This window comes from Scandinavium sp. UTDF21-P1B, from assembly GCF_040750395.1.
In the GTDB taxonomy this organism is placed as follows: Bacteria; Pseudomonadota; Gammaproteobacteria; order Enterobacterales; family Enterobacteriaceae; genus Scandinavium.
Genome location: NZ_JBFLVD010000015.1, coordinates 131,584 through 145,349, shown reverse-complemented (window position 1 = coordinate 145,349; position 13,766 = coordinate 131,584). Strand labels below are relative to the sequence as shown.

At 56.7% G+C, this 13,766-nt stretch carries 12 protein-coding genes and 1 pseudogene; 8 read left to right on the top strand and 5 right to left on the bottom strand.

Annotated elements, in window-relative coordinates; genetic code table 11:
• Window positions 1-61: 61 nt before the first annotated feature.
• From AB1287_RS12915 to AB1287_RS12905, 3 genes are all read right to left on the bottom strand, one after another.
• The gene (locus AB1287_RS12915; RefSeq protein WP_435618182.1) at window positions 62-1,069 is read right to left on the bottom strand and encodes a zinc-binding alcohol dehydrogenase family protein; all 1,008 of its coding nucleotides are present in this window, start codon (window positions 1,067-1,069) and stop codon (window positions 62-64) included.
• 119 nt (window positions 1,070-1,188) lie between these two features.
• A complete protein-coding gene (locus tag AB1287_RS12910) occupies window positions 1,189-1,638 on the bottom strand; it encodes a DMT family transporter (protein ID WP_435618013.1) in 450 nt (149 codons plus the stop codon).
• The gene (locus AB1287_RS12905; RefSeq protein ID WP_312628112.1) at window positions 1,635-2,153 is read right to left on the bottom strand and encodes a GNAT family N-acetyltransferase; all 519 of its coding nucleotides are present in this window, start codon (window positions 2,151-2,153) and stop codon (window positions 1,635-1,637) included. The genes AB1287_RS12910 and AB1287_RS12905 overlap by 4 nt, the downstream gene beginning before the upstream one ends.
• A gap of 357 nt (window positions 2,154-2,510) precedes the next feature.
• On the opposite strand from AB1287_RS12905, the gene AB1287_RS12900 reads away from it, so the two are divergent.
• The 3 genes from AB1287_RS12900 to AB1287_RS12890 all read left to right on the top strand — a co-directional run bounded on the left by AB1287_RS12900 (window position 2,511) and on the right by AB1287_RS12890 (window position 5,108).
• The gene (locus AB1287_RS12900; protein WP_312628113.1) at window positions 2,511-3,086 is read left to right on the top strand and encodes a helix-turn-helix domain-containing protein; all 576 of its coding nucleotides are present in this window, start codon (window positions 2,511-2,513) and stop codon (window positions 3,084-3,086) included.
• 63 nt (window positions 3,087-3,149) lie between these two features.
• A complete protein-coding gene (locus AB1287_RS12895) occupies window positions 3,150-4,187 on the top strand; it encodes an NADP-dependent oxidoreductase (protein ID WP_435618012.1) in 1,038 nt (345 codons plus the stop codon).
• 261 nt (window positions 4,188-4,448) lie between these two features.
• Complete coding sequence (locus tag AB1287_RS12890) at window positions 4,449-5,108, top strand: GntR family transcriptional regulator (RefSeq protein WP_312628116.1); 660 nt, start codon at window positions 4,449-4,451, stop codon at window positions 5,106-5,108.
• Between the two features lie 61 nt (window positions 5,109-5,169).
• Here the strand turns inward: AB1287_RS12890 and pqqU are convergent, their stop codons facing one another.
• Complete coding sequence (gene pqqU, locus AB1287_RS12885) at window positions 5,170-7,275, bottom strand: TonB-dependent receptor PqqU (RefSeq protein ID WP_435618011.1); 2,106 nt, start codon at window positions 7,273-7,275, stop codon at window positions 5,170-5,172.
• 255 nt (window positions 7,276-7,530) lie between these two features.
• On the opposite strand from pqqU, the gene AB1287_RS12880 reads away from it, so the two are divergent.
• A complete protein-coding gene (locus tag AB1287_RS12880) occupies window positions 7,531-8,598 on the top strand; it encodes a YncE family protein (protein ID WP_435618010.1) in 1,068 nt (355 codons plus the stop codon).
• Between the two features lie 133 nt (window positions 8,599-8,731).
• Here the strand turns inward: AB1287_RS12880 and ansP are convergent, their stop codons facing one another.
• Window positions 8,732-10,228, bottom strand: coding sequence for an L-asparagine permease (ansP, locus tag AB1287_RS12875; RefSeq protein ID WP_435618009.1), 1,497 nt, complete (start codon window positions 10,226-10,228; stop codon window positions 8,732-8,734).
• Window positions 10,229-10,598: 370 nt separating this feature from the next.
• On the opposite strand from ansP, the gene AB1287_RS12870 reads away from it, so the two are divergent.
• The 4 genes and pseudogenes from AB1287_RS12870 (at window position 10,599) to AB1287_RS12855 (ending at window position 13,738) form a co-directional block, all read left to right on the top strand.
• Window positions 10,599-10,997, top strand: a complete 399-nt coding sequence (locus AB1287_RS12870; RefSeq protein WP_312628120.1) for a (R)-mandelonitrile lyase — start codon at window positions 10,599-10,601, stop codon at window positions 10,995-10,997.
• Window positions 10,998-11,079: 82 nt separating this feature from the next.
• Window positions 11,080-11,527 (top strand): annotated as a pseudogene (locus AB1287_RS12865) (AAA family ATPase).
• 91 nt (window positions 11,528-11,618) lie between these two features.
• The gene (locus AB1287_RS12860; RefSeq protein ID WP_435618008.1) at window positions 11,619-12,620 is read left to right on the top strand and encodes an MsnO8 family LLM class oxidoreductase; all 1,002 of its coding nucleotides are present in this window, start codon (window positions 11,619-11,621) and stop codon (window positions 12,618-12,620) included.
• Window positions 12,617-13,738: an amidohydrolase gene (locus AB1287_RS12855; protein ID WP_312628122.1), complete on the top strand. Its 1,122-nt coding sequence runs from the start codon at window positions 12,617-12,619 to the stop codon at window positions 13,736-13,738. Before AB1287_RS12860 ends, AB1287_RS12855 begins: the two co-directional genes overlap by 4 nt.
• Window positions 13,739-13,766 lie beyond the last annotated feature (28 nt).

The window sequence follows — 13,766 nt, the reverse complement described above, 5'->3', positions numbered from 1 at the left end:
TTGCTGTTTCCAAAACGAGCCTTAATAACCGGAGCGTGAGCGCTCCGGCTCCGGCATTATGTCAGAATCCTTCCAGCACTATTTTCCCGACCGCGCGGCCAGTTTCGAGCTGCGTGTGTGCTTTTTGCAGATTTTCGGCGCTGATGGTGCCGTAATGCTCGCCGAGCGTTGTTTTCAGCACGCCTTCATCAATCAGCTTCGCTACTCGGGTGAGCAGGTGATGCTGGGCAATCATATCGTCCGTTTCAAACATGGAACGGGTGAACATGAACTCCCAGTGCAGTGAAATGCTTTTTACCTTCAGCGGACGAGCGTCCAACGTTTCCGGATCGTCAATCAGCGCCAGCTTTCCCTGTGGCGCAAGGGATTCAATAAGTTGTGCATAGTGCGCTTCTGTACCGTTAAGGCTGGCTACGTGTGTGACGTGCGGAATGCCAATTCGCGCCAGTTCATCGCTTAACGGCTGGCTGTGATCGATGACATGATCTGCTCCCGCATCGCGAACCCACTGCTGACTTTCCGGACGGGAAGCCGTGCCAATCACGGTCATGTTTGTAAGCTTTGCGGCAAGCTGGGTCAGGATCGAGCCGACGCCACCTGCGGCCCCGACGATCAGCAGAGTGTTACCGTTGTTACCGTTTTCTTTTACGCCGAGGCGATCGAACAGCAGTTCCCACGCGGTGATAGCGGTTAACGGCAGCGCGGCGGCAGAGGCATTATCAAGTGAATGTGGTTTACGGGCGACGATGCGTTCATCCACTAGCTGATATTCGCTGTTACTGCCAGGGCGTGTGAGTGCGCCCGCATACCAGACTTCATCGCCCGGCGCGAAAAGGGTGACGGCGTCGCCGATAGATTTCACCACGCCAACCGCATCCCAGCCGAGTACGCGAGGCGTGTCGGCGTTGAAACCCGCACGCACTTTGGTATCTACAGGGTTAACGGAAATCGCTTTAACTTCAATTAACAGGTCGTGGCCGTGGGCAACGGGTACAGGTAATTCAATGGCGGTCAGCGCAGAAATGTTGCTTCCCTGGGCAGCAGAAGGGGTAATGGCAATGGCTTTCATTAGAGTCTCCGAAAGGGCTAACTGATTCATCGTTTGACCCGGTTAAGCATAGCTGCGCAGCCTGAGCAGAAAAACACGCTGTAAACGACAGGACTTATCGTCAGAGAATGAAAATGCGATCAAAACTGACGACGGGCCACCAGCCATGCGCCGATGACCAGCATCACTGCACCGCAAACCGGGCCGATCAGCGCCCGCCACGGGATGCCCTGTTGACGAATGATGTCCATCGCCAGGCCGCCGATCAGCTGGCTGGCGACCAGCACCGCAATGGTGGTTGCCGCCCCGACGTATTGATAGCCGCTGATGCTGGCAAATACAAAAAATGAGCCGAGCAGACCGGGGATGAGCGTCCACCATTTGATGCTGGAGGCGAGTTCCTGAAAGCCGCTCAGGCCATGCTTAATCAGCAGAATCGACACGAAAAGCACAATCCCGACCAGCGAGTTAAGCAGCATGGCGATAAGGATCGTCGAAGCCGACTGGGTTATCCGCACCATCAATGTATTCTGAATGACCAGGCCGATACCGGCGGCAATCAGAAAGGTGAGGGTCAGCGACTGGTTCATGATCGGGCGTCCGGATCCTGGCGATCGTCGAGCTGCAGCTGCATAAAGGTCAGATCCAGCCAGCGACCAAACTTAGTGCCCACCTGCGGCATTTGCGCAGTGGTTACAAAGCCGAGCGCGGCGTGCAGGTTCAGCGAAGCCTGGTTTTGCGATTCGATACCCGCCACCATCACGTGTTTGCCAATCTGTCTTGCCTCAGCGATAAGCTGCGTTAACAGTTTACGGCCTAGGCCTTTACCCTGATGCAGTGGGTGAACGTAGACCGAATGCTCAACGGTGTGACGAAAACCGTCAAAGGCACGCCAGTCGCCGAAGGAGGCATACCCTGTCACGGTGCCACTTTCTTCACTCACTAATACCGGATACCCGGCAATCTGGCGGGCTTCATACCATGCAATACGGTTGTCGGTGTCGACGGTCTGATCGTTCCAGATAGCGGCGGTGTGCAGCACCGCGTGGTTATAAATCTCGGCGATTGCCGCACAGTCTTCTTTGCTGGCGTAACGAATGGTCATGGCTGGCCTCGGTTGTTCACTATAGTAGTACGATATAGATACTATAGTTTTGCCGGCTTTGACAAGAGGCCAGCCCTATTTGGCAATCACGCAACTGGTGGGCAGCTGCCAGTCCGGGGCGGTAAACTTCCTCAGGGCCTGCGGGCGATACAGTTGATTCTTCCACAGCCTGTTGCTTTGCTACACGGGATGGCATTGTGCTTTTAAGGTGCGTCACCACATCCAGGTGCCGTCGGCACAGAAAATAATGTTTTTGCTCATAGCGTTGACCGTACTCGAAGTTTAATAAACCCACTCTGGCGAATCGCTCCTGACCAGCCACTCGAAAAGCGTGCCAATGCACTATAGTATTACGCCATGAATACTATCGAAGACACACTCAATCAGCGCATCAGCGCGCGCATTCGCATCGAGCGCGAATCCCGCGGCTGGTCGCTTAGCGAACTGGCCGAGCGCGCGGGCGTATCGCGTGCGATGATCCACAAAATTGAACGCGGCGACAGTAGCCCGACGGCGACGATGCTTGGGAGGCTTTCCGGCGCGTTCGGGATCAGCATGTCCACGCTGATTGCACGCGCCGAAATGCAGGAAGGGAAGCTGCTGCGGTTTGAAAATCAGCCGGTCTGGCACGATCCGCAAACCCACTATCTTCGCCGTCACGTTTCCCCACGCAGCGATTTACCGATCGATCTGGTGCAGGTTGAGCTGCCGCCAGGCAGCGACATCCCAATGCCCGCGTCGTCGTATGCGCTGGCGCGGCAGCTGATCTGGCTTCAGCAGGGCGAACTGCTGTTCATTGAGGGCGATACGCAGCACGCTATGCAGGCGGGGGATTGCCTTGAGCTTGGCCCACCGAACGACTGTCGCTTTGTGAACCAGACCGATAAGCCCTGTATTTACCTCGTGGTGCGGCTGAACCATTCCGGCTCATAATGGTAATGCACGGGTGACGATGAGCGACTAGTCTCAGGGAATGTTTTCCAGAAGGAGCAGATCATGAGTCAACACGCGTCACGTCATCGTCGCTGGGTGCTGGCCTCTCGCCCGCACGGCGAACCGGTTGCCGCCAATTTCCGCCTTGAAGAAGGGGATATCCCTGAGCCTGGCAACGGACAAATTCTGTTACGCACAGTTTATCTCTCGCTTGACCCTTATATGCGTGGCCGCATGAGCGACGCGCCGTCCTATTCACCGCCGGTGGAGATTGGCGCGACCATGGTCGGGGGCACCGTCAGCCGCGTGGTGCAATCAAATCATGCAGATTTTAAGCCCGGTGACTGGGTTCTGGGCTACAGCGGCTGGCAGAACTATGAGATTTCCGACGGACAAGGGCTGGTGAAACTCGGCGAAAGTCCTGAAAACCCCTCCTGGGCCCTTGGCATTGCCGGGATGCCGGGCTTTACGGCTTACATGGGGCTGCTGGATATCGGCCAGCCCAAGGCCGGGGAAACCCTGGTCGTTGCCGCGGCCACCGGGCCTGTCGGCGCAACGGTCGGGCAGATCGGCAAAATCAAAGGCTGTCGCGTGGTTGGTATTGCTGGCGGTGAAGAAAAGTGCCGCTATGCCGTGGAGACCTTAGGGTTCGACGTCTGTCTGGACCATCATGCCGCAGATTTCGCGCAGCAGCTGGCGAAAGCCTGCCCGCAGGGGATTGATGTTTATTATGAAAATGTCGGCGGCAAGGTGTTCGACGCGGTTCTGCCGCTGCTCAATACGTCTGCTCGCGTTCCCGTATGCGGCTTAGTCAGCGGCTACAGCGCGACTGAACTGCCAGCCGGGCCGGACCGTCTGCCTTTACTGATGGGCACACTGCTGAAAAAGCGCATCCGCATGCAGGGCTTTATCATTGGTCAGGATTACGGCCATCGCATAGGCGAGTTTCAGACGGCGATGAACCAGTGGATAAGCGACGGATCGATAAAATATCGTGAACAAATCACCGACGGTCTGGAAAATGCGCCAGAGGCCTTCTTCGGTCTGCTGAAAGGTAAAAATTTCGGTAAAGTCGTTATTCGCGTTGATGCGGATGACTAAAAAATAAGCTGCGGCGCCGCGAGCGCCGCAAATTTCCGTGCAAAAATTCCATTAGCGTCTTTAATTAATCGTGCAATAGCCAATTTGTATGAAGTGCACGGCCTAAATTAACAACATGACAATTAAAAAATCACTATTTTTAGCAGATTAATCCATGTTATTTCCAACACCGCCGCGATACAGGATATATCCTGGGGTCGTGCTCAGTTGTTTGCTCTCAGGCCGTGACGAGAACAATGATTATGGACACAGGAAATAACCATGCTCGACTTTGAAAAAGCACAGCGTATGAGTCTTACCATGCAGGTCGAAGTAAATTTAAAAAGTGCCCTGATTATCGGGGCGCTGAAGCCTGGTGCCCGGCTGGTAACGCGGGATCTTGCCGAGCAGTTGGGAACCAGCATCACGCCGGTACGTGAAGCGCTGCTGCGCCTGGTCTCATCCGGGGCATTGCAGGCGACACCCGCCCAGGCCTTTCTGGTGCCGGAGGTGACGCTCCAGCAGTACAACGAGGTCAATCAAATCCGCAAGAAGCTCGAAGGGATGGCAGCATCTGCGGCGGCGGCATTGATGACGGAAGCAAAGCTGCGGGATTTACGCGACTACGTGGGGGCCTTCCATGAGGCGAAAGCGCAGGGTGATATGGAACGCGCATTGCAGGCCAATTGCCGCTTCCGTTTCCGGCTGTATGACTATGCGGAAATGCCCACGCTGACGGCGCTTATTGAACAGCTTTGGGTGCGTATTGGCCCCTGCTTTAATTATTTGCACCCACAATCCTGTGAGGTTTTTAAACAGTATCGCTATTACGACGATTTACTGAGCGCGCTGGAAAAAAAAGACGAAGCAGAGAGTGGGGCGGCCATGTGCCGGGCTATCGATCAGGGGTCGGCTATATTATTGCGACAGTATTATAATTAATTCCCGTTATTAATCGGTACCTTCAGTAATAGCGTGCCGGAACTCCCGGCACGCCAATCCTTTACCGGAACTGATACGCTATGGATAAACCCACACCGTAATTACGCCCTGGCGCAGGTTCGTAATAGCGACCGTTGGATTCGTTAACGATCACCGAGCCGGCGTATTCCCGATCGAACAGATTATCCACCCGACCAAAGATGTCTATTTTCCAGCTCCCCACGCCGAATTTATAGCCGGTGTTCAGCCCGACGACCGTCCACGATGGCGCTCTGGCGGTGTTTTCATCGTTGGCCATGATGTCGCTCAAATAGCGGATATCGCTGCCCGCATACCAGCCAAGCTCCGGCTCATAGCCAAAAGAGGCATAGCCCATGTTGCGGGCGATGCCCGGAATGCGGTTGCCGTTGCAGCTGGCGTCATCACAGACGTTGCTGCGGTAGGTGGCATCGAGCCAGGTCCAGGCCGCTTTCAGCTTCCAGCTTTCGCCAAACTGCTGATCGAGAGACAGCTCCGCGCCCTGACGGCGAGTTTTCCCGGCATTTTTGTAGCTGGTGCGTCCTCCGCTGCTGCTGTCGACGACGATTTCGTTGTCGGTGTTGGTCTGGAACAGCGCCGCCGTCAGCAGGCCGTTGCCGATTCGCGTTTTGCTGCCCACTTCCACCGTTTCGTTGGTGGACGGCTGCAGACCAAAGTTGAGGCCGCTCTGGTTGTCCGGGCGATAGGAAAGCTCGTTAATGGTCGGGGTTTCAAAGCCACGGCCCGCCGAAACATAAACGTTCCATGCGTCGGTCACGGCATACTTCAGCGAGCCTGCCGGGAGCCATTTGTGATAGCTCGCATTGCCGCTGTCGTTACCGTTACCCGGCGTGACGTAGAAATCGTTGGAGTCGAACCACACCGAGCTGTAGCGGACGCCTGCATCCAGCGTCAGTTTCGGCGTCAGCTGCCACTGGGTTTGCAGATACGGGTCGAGATTCCACATCAGGTTGCGTTCGTTACGCCGCATCGCTCCCTGCTGGCCGTAGTCCGGCACGCCGTTGTCGAGCACAAAGTTTTCATAGCCTTTGCGCTTCTCGCTCATGTTTTCGTAGTCCAGCCCGGTAGTGAAGGTCACCGGTACCAGTAACTCCCCCCGGTGAGTCCAGCGGGTGTCGATGCCCTGGTAGTGGCGGTCGAGATCGATAACGCCGCCGGAATGGGAAGGGTTCAGCTGCGGTCCCATAGGGATTGACTGATACTGCGTGGTCTGGCGCTCCCCGGCATACATCATCACGCTCAGGTCATCCTGCGCGCTTAGCTGACGCTCATAGTGCAGGCCTGCCTGTGTTTGTTTGGTGGTTTTGCGCGTGTTGTACTGATCGCCTCGCGGCGACTGCTGCGGGTCGGCGCGCCACTCGCTGTAGCTCAGGCCACCGGCATCGTTGGCCTTAATATCCACGCTGTTAAACAGCAGGGTCAGCTTGCTGACGTCGTTAATCCGCACGCCAAGTTTGGCGTTCGCCAGATTCTTCCGCGCGCCGCTGTGGTCGCGATAGCCGTGCGTGTCGAAGCGGGTAGTCGAGACGGTGTAATCAACGTCGCCCGCCTGGCTACCATCGCCAACGGCACCGCTGGCCTTCAGACCGTAGCGCCAGGTCCCGTAGCTGCCGTAATAGCTGTTCGCCTCAAGGGTGGTGGGCTGCTGGCCGGTTTGCGTGGTGACGTTCATAACGCCGCCGGAGGAGTTGCCGTACAGGGCAGAGAACGGGCCGCGCAGCACTTCCACGCTATCGACGCTGGTGATGTCGATGTTAGAAGTCTGACCCTGGCCGTCCGGCATGGTCGCCGGAATGCCGTCGACGTACAAACGAATGCCGCGCACGCCGAAGGTCGACCGGGAACCAAAGCCGCGAATCGACAGCTGCAAATCCTGGGCGAAATTCTGGCGGTTCTGGATTTGCAGGCCGGGCACGCTGCTGAGCGACTCGGAAAGATTGACCTGCGGAGCGGCGTGGCGCATATCCTCACCGTTAACGACGCTGACGGCCGCGGGCGTATCCAGCTCTGACACGCCCTGTGGGCTGGCGGACACGACCATGGTTTGCTCGTCGGCGGCGGCGGGCGCAGGCAGGAGCGGCAGCAGCATTGCCGACAGCGCAGCCCTGCGGACAGTAATGATTTTCATGCAATTCTCTTGATAATGAAGCAAATGGAACAACTGTGAATATGTTAATGCCTTTGTAAATTATTTGAAAATCTTAACGGCACGTTACGTTAAATGCTGATTTAACAATGGCACAAAACTGGCGAAGCGGCAGAATTAACGCTCCCCTTTTTGATAATTAATGATTATTATTCTCAACAAATAGCGCGGTGCCACGACGCCGCGAGCAGGAAGCATGTCGGGCAGTACATCATTTTGATTTCAAAGGGAGTCGTCATGTCCTTACGTTCAATATCCATGCCGCGTTTTCGCCGTTCTCTGCTGTTGTCTTCTTTACTCCTTGCCGGATCGTTCAGCGCCCATGCCGCAGATGAGATGCTGCGCAAAGCTGTGGGTAAAGGGGTTTACGAAATGGCGCTGAGCCAGCAGGAAAATGCGCTGTGGGTGGCTACCTCGCAGAGCCGTAAAACCGATAAAGGTGGGGTGATGTACCGTCTTGATCCGGTGACGCTGGAGGCGACCCAGACCATCTACAGCGATCTGAAACCGTTCGGGGCAACAGTAGATAATCAGACTCAAACCCTGTGGTTTGGCAACACAATCAACGGCACGGTTACCGCGATTGATGGCAAAACGGGCGATCTGAAAGGGCGAGTGGTGCTGGATTCGCGCAAGCGTAGCGAAACGGTGAAGCCGCTTCAGCCGCGTGAGCTGGCCGTAAACGACAAAACGAACACCGTTTATGTCACCGGCGTCGGCAAGGAGAGCGTGGTGTGGGTCATTGATGGTGCAGCGCTGAAGCTGAAAGCGACCATCAGCGGCACCGGCAATCGCAGCACGGCACTGGCACTGGCACTGGATAACGACGCGCAGCGTCTGTATACCGTGAGCGCCGAGGGTGAACTGGTGACCATCGACACCCAAAGCAACAGCATTCTCAGTCGCCAGAAGCTGGTGAACGATGGTAAAGAGCATGCGTTCCTGAATATCGCGCTGGATAAGACAAATCATCGCGCGTACATCACTGATTTCAAACAGCCGGAGCTGCTGGTTGTTGACTACCGCGACGGCAAAGTGCTGAATACCATTGCCATGCCGGCATCGCTGGCGGTGGTCTTTAACCCAACGCGCAATGAAGCGTATGTGACTCATCGCATGGAAGGGAAAGTGAGCGTGGTGGATACCAAAACCGATAAAGTGGTGAAGACCTTTGACACCCCGCCGCGTCCGAACAGCCTGGCGCTTTCTGCCGATGGCAAAACGCTCTACGTCAGCGTGAAGCAGGAATCAACCCGCGAGAAAGAAGCCACCCAGCCGGATGACGTGATTCGCATTACGCTGTAATCACATATTTCAGGCATAAAAAAGCCGCTCAGAAGAGCGGCTTTTTTTGAGTGTCTGATAGCACTTTGCTTATCAGGCCTGCAGATTAGTGCATTCTGTCGGCCCGGAAAACGCAGTGCCGCCGGGCACTCAATCAGTGTGACGTCTTCTCAACCAGCGGCGCATCCTGTTTTTCATCATCAGGATGCACAGGCGCAGTGCTGTGGATCTCATGTACGCGTTTGCGTACGCCAAACCAGCCAGCAATCAGCAGTACGGCCAGTAGCGGAATGGAAGCGATGGTATAAGTGCCGTTCGGGTAGTCGAACGCCATCAGCACCAGCACGGCCAGCAGGAACAGCAGAGTCAGCCACGAGGTGAATGGCGCACCCGGCAGCCTGAAGCTCACGTCGGCACATTTCCCTTCCTTGATGAACTTACGCAGGCGCATCTGGCACACGACGATAAACGCCCAGGAGGCGATAATGCCGATAGACGCCACGTTCAGCACGATCTCAAAGACCTGAGAAGGCACCAGATAGTTCAGGAACACACCCACCACGTATACCGCAAGCGTCGCCAGAATGCCCGCATACGGCACGTGCTGACGGCTCATTTTCGACATGAATTTCGGCGCAGAACCGCCCATCGACATCGAGCGCAGAATGCGACCGGTGCTGTAAAGGCCGGAGTTCAGGCTGGAGAGCGCGGCGGTCAGCACCACGATGTTCATGATGCTGCCGACGTAAGGCACGCCAAGCTTCGTGAAGAAGGTAACGAACGGGCTTTGCCCTGGCTGGTACGCATTCCACGGCAGCAGCAGGACTAACAGCACCACGGACCCCACGTAGAACAGACCGATACGCCAGATAACGCTGTTGATGGCTTTTGGCACCATGGTTTGCGGATCTTTACATTCACCCGCTGCGGTCCCGACCAGTTCGATGGAAGCGAAGGCGAAGACCACGCCCTGAACCAGCACCAGCGCAGGCAGCAGGCCGTGCGGGAAGAATCCGCCGTTATCGGTAATTAAGTGGAAGCCGGTTATTCCGCCGTCCAGCGGTTTACCGCTGCCGAGGAACACGGTGCCCACCACGAGGAATATAACGATTGCCAGCACTTTAAGCAGCGCAAACCAGAATTCCATTTCGGCAAACCACTTCACGCCGATCATGTTCATGGTGCCGACAATCGCCAGCGCGCCGAGGGCAAAGACCCACTGTGGCACGTCGCCAAACGCGCCCCAGTAGTGCATGTACAGCGCAACGGCGGTGATGTCGACAATTCCGGTCATCGCCCAGTTAACGAAGTACATCCAGCCCGCCACGTAGGCGGCTTTTTCGCCGAGGAATTCACGGGCGTAGGAAACGAAGCTGCCGCTGGATGGCCGATGAAGAACCAGTTCGCCAAGCGCGCGCAGAATAAAGAAAGAGAAGATGCCGCATACCAGGTAAACGATGGCGAGTGAAGGGCCCGCCATCTGCAGGCGCGCACCGGCGCCTAAAAACAGACCTGTCCCGATAGCCCCGCCAATAGCGATCATCTGCACATGACGGTTGCTCATCGCTTTGTTGTAACCCGCCTCATGCGAGTTCAGCCAGCGGCGTTTCGCTGCGTGATGCTCCGCCGCGCTGTCGTGTTTTGTGTTCATGGTTGTATCCCGATTACCTGTCTTTACCCCTAATCCGGGGCCCAAAAAATGCCGCCGCGGTAAACGATTGCGTGGCAGCACACTGTTCTGCTTTTCTCAGCATTCTGACGTAGAGATAAGGCACAACATGGCGCAGCATCCTACCTGCAAATGAGAAGCGACGCAAAAGTTACACGCCGAATCCGTGGGGCGATGTCGCAACATTTTGTGTGGTCAGATCTGCTGCATAACCGGAAATGGGAAGCATAAATAATCGGCAGATATTTTAGTTGGTTAACGTAAACGCAGCGTTTCAGCCAGCGGAGAAAAAGCATTACGCACCTCCTCGCGGCTATTACGCGCTACGCTGAATACATCAACAGGAGGAGATATGAAAATTATCCGTAGCGGCTCTCAGCCGTCGGCCAAAGGGCCCGAAGCATGGTTTACCGGAACCGTCAGAATTGATGCGCCGTTTCAGGCGACAGAGCCTGCAAAAGTGGGTGGGGCAACCGTCACCTTTGAGCCTGGTGCGCGCACCGCGTGGCACACCCATCCGCTGGGACAAACGCTGATAGTGACGCAGGGGCGCGGCTGGCTACAGGAAGAGGGCCAGGAGGCGCAGCCGCTGAATCAGGGTGACATTGCGTGGATCCCGCCCGGGGTGAAGCACTGGCACGGTGCGAGCTCGCAAACGGCGATGACCCACATTGCCATCGCCGAGGCGGAAAACGGTTCGCCCGTCACCTGGCTTGAAAAAGTCACGGATGAGGAGTACGCCGGACGTTAGCCTTCACTTCCCTCCCGCCATTCCGTCTGGCGTAAAGACAAAGGCCAGCCAGAGTAATCTGTCTGGATGACGGGAGGGAATGATGAGAATTAACGTGGTTGGCACCAGTGGCGTCGGGAAAACGACTCTGGCTCGCCGTCTGGTCGCTCGACTGAATGCGCCTTATATCGAAATGGACAGGCTTTACTGGCGTAAAAACTGGCCAGGGCACGCCGGACGAAGAGCTGTTCGCACGACTGGATGTGGCGTTGAGCGCTACGGAAAGCTGGGTGCTTGATGGCAATTACAACCGCACGCGGCAGGCGCTGTGGCCAGGTACCGGCAACCAGGAAAGCTTCCGGCTCTCTTTCTTCAGCCAGGATTCCATCATTCACTGGGCCCCCAAAACCTGGCATAAAAACCGCCTGTGGTATCTGGCCGATATGCAGGATCCGCAGTTTGCCGGACTCACTTTTGTCCGGCTGCGCACGCGGGCGGAAACGGAAGACTTTATTGCGAAAATTAGGCTTAGCGCGACGATCGATAGTTAATTTTCAGCAGAGCAAATGTAAATAAATTGTTTCTCAGCGCGGCCAACCCCTTCTAATAATGCAGACATGTTTCTCATGACGAGTCTGCACTATGTCTTATCGAATCAGTCTTCTGGATAAAAGCCCCCTGGCAGAAGGTGAAACTGCCACGCAGGCGCTGGCGCGGACCTTAACGCTGGCACAGCAGGCAGAGGCCTGGGGTTATCATCGCCTGTGGATTGCTGAACATCACAATACCTCACAGCTCGCAAGCCCGTCACCGGAAGTGGTAATTGGCTGGCTGCTGGGGCAGACAAAACGTATCCGGATTGGCTCTGGCGGGGTCATGTTGCAGCACTACAGCCCATATAAGGTAGCGGAAAACTTCAACCTGCTGGCGTCACTGGCTCCGGGTCGCGTTGATTTAGGCGTTGGCAAAGCGCCTGGCGGCTTGCCTCACTCTACGCGTGCGCTGCAAAAGGGAGTACATGCTGAGGAGAAGGGGACTTTTGCCGATCAGCTGGCACAGCTGGATAACTGGCTGTCCCTGACGCGCGCGGAAAGCAGCGATACGGTACTGGCGACGCCGGTTCCACCCCAGCGCCCGGACGGTTTTTTGCTCGGAGCAAGCCTCGAGAGCGCAGAGCTGGCGGCACAGCTCGACTGGAATTTCGTGTTTGCCGCACACCTTAACGGGGATAAGCAACTGCTGCGGGATGTGGTATCGCGCTGGCGGGCGCGGAGCCTGCGTGATGCGATGGTCGCCGTTCAGGTGATTGTTGCGCCGGATGCTGCGCAGGCCGCCGCCCTGACCGCACAGGTTGAAGTCTGGGGCGTGCGTCTGGCGAACGGGCAGCGGGTGACCGTTGCCAGCAAGCCGCAGGCCGAAGCCTTTGCCCATCAGGCCGGTAGCCCGGCGGTTGAGATCGTGCGTCGGGAATCATCGCTGATTGCCGGGACCGCCTCACAGGTTCGCGCGCAGCTCGATGCGCTGCACCAGGAGTATGGGGTCGATGAGTTCATCATCGACACGCCCATTGCTGAAGGTGCAGCCCGATTAGCGTCCGTTCGCTTACTGGCACAGGCGCTGAACCGTGCGGAGGTGCTCTTATGAGTTTCGAACAACAGCTGATTGCCTGGCGGCGCGAGCTGCACCAGTTCCCGGAGCTGTCTTTACAGGAAGTGGCGACCACCGCGCGTATTCGCGACTGGCTGCAAAGCGCCGGGCTTTCCATTCTGCCGTATGCCCTGAAAACCGGCGTAGTCATCGAGATTGGCAAGGGCGAAAAGGTGATTGCGCTGCGTGCCGACATTGACGCGCTGCCAATAGAAGAAACGGCTAACGTGGCGTTTCGTTCGCAAAATCCAGGCGTGATGCACGCCTGCGGACATGATGTTCATACCAGCGTTATGCTCGGCGCAGCGCTGCTTTTGAAGGCCAAAGAAGCTGAACTGCCGGGGCGAGTACGTATTCTTTTTCAGCCAGCCGAAGAGAGTTTTGGCGGGGCGAAGACGCTGATCCGCGCCGGTGCGCTGGAAGGGGTTTCCGCCATTTTTGGTATGCACAATGAACCTGGGCTGCCGGTGGGCGCCTTTGCCACCCGCGGCGGAGCGTTCTACGCCAACGTCGATCGCTTCGTACTGCGGGTGCATGGAAAGGGCGCCCACGCAGCCCGCCCTCATGAAGGTAAGGATGCGATCCTGCTTGCCAGCCAGCTGGTGGGCATCCTGCAAAGCGTAGCCAGCCGCGAGGTCAATACGCTTGATTCGGTGGTGCTGAGCGTGACCCGCATTCAGGGCGGCAATACCTGGAACGTGCTGCCGGAAAACGTTGAGCTGGAAGGCACGCTTCGCACCCATAGCACCGATGTTCAACAGCGGGTGAAGGCCCGCGTCAGTGAGATTGCGGCGGGGTTTGCCAGCGCGTTTAACGCCCAGATTGACGTCATCTGGTACGCTGGCCCGACGGCGCTGGTGAACACCCCTGAATGGGCGGAGTTTGCCCTGGCGGTAGCAGATGAAGCGGGATACCAGACCGCGACGGCGGATCTGCATATGGGCGGCGAAGATTTTGCCGTCTACCTGCAGCAGATCCCCGGTGCTTTTGTCAGCATCGGTAGCGCCAGTGAATCTGGCCTGCACCATCCGGCCTTTGACCCGGACGAAAGGCTCATCGCACCTGCGGCGCACTATTTTGCCCGGCTGGCCGAAAAAGCCTTACTTAACGTTTAGTTCTTTTTATTTACCGGCAGGGTAAGGG

What these genes read in the sequence shown, in the direction of transcription:
- AB1287_RS12880 (WP_435618010.1), top strand. Translation starts at nt 7,531, where the DNA reads ATGTCCTTACGTTCAATATCCATGCCGCGTTTTCGCCGTTCTCTGCTG.
- pqqU (WP_435618011.1), bottom strand. Translation starts at nt 7,275, where the DNA reads ATGAAAATCATTACTGTCCGCAGGGCTGCGCTGTCGGCAATGCTGCTG.
- AB1287_RS12855 (WP_312628122.1), top strand. Translation starts at nt 12,617, where the DNA reads ATGAGTTTCGAACAACAGCTGATTGCCTGGCGGCGCGAGCTGCACCAG.
- AB1287_RS12900 (WP_312628113.1), top strand. Translation starts at nt 2,511, where the DNA reads ATGAATACTATCGAAGACACACTCAATCAGCGCATCAGCGCGCGCATT.
- AB1287_RS12915 (WP_435618182.1), bottom strand. Translation starts at nt 1,069, where the DNA reads ATGAAAGCCATTGCCATTACCCCTTCTGCTGCCCAGGGAAGCAACATT.
- ansP (WP_435618009.1), bottom strand. Translation starts at nt 10,228, where the DNA reads ATGAACACAAAACACGACAGCGCGGCGGAGCATCACGCAGCGAAACGC.
- AB1287_RS12860 (WP_435618008.1), top strand. Translation starts at nt 11,619, where the DNA reads ATGTCTTATCGAATCAGTCTTCTGGATAAAAGCCCCCTGGCAGAAGGT.
- AB1287_RS12905 (WP_312628112.1), bottom strand. Translation starts at nt 2,153, where the DNA reads ATGACCATTCGTTACGCCAGCAAAGAAGACTGTGCGGCAATCGCCGAG.
- AB1287_RS12895 (WP_435618012.1), top strand. Translation starts at nt 3,150, where the DNA reads ATGAGTCAACACGCGTCACGTCATCGTCGCTGGGTGCTGGCCTCTCGC.
- AB1287_RS12870 (WP_312628120.1), top strand. Translation starts at nt 10,599, where the DNA reads ATGAAAATTATCCGTAGCGGCTCTCAGCCGTCGGCCAAAGGGCCCGAA.
- AB1287_RS12890 (WP_312628116.1), top strand. Translation starts at nt 4,449, where the DNA reads ATGCTCGACTTTGAAAAAGCACAGCGTATGAGTCTTACCATGCAGGTC.
- AB1287_RS12910 (WP_435618013.1), bottom strand. Translation starts at nt 1,638, where the DNA reads ATGAACCAGTCGCTGACCCTCACCTTTCTGATTGCCGCCGGTATCGGC.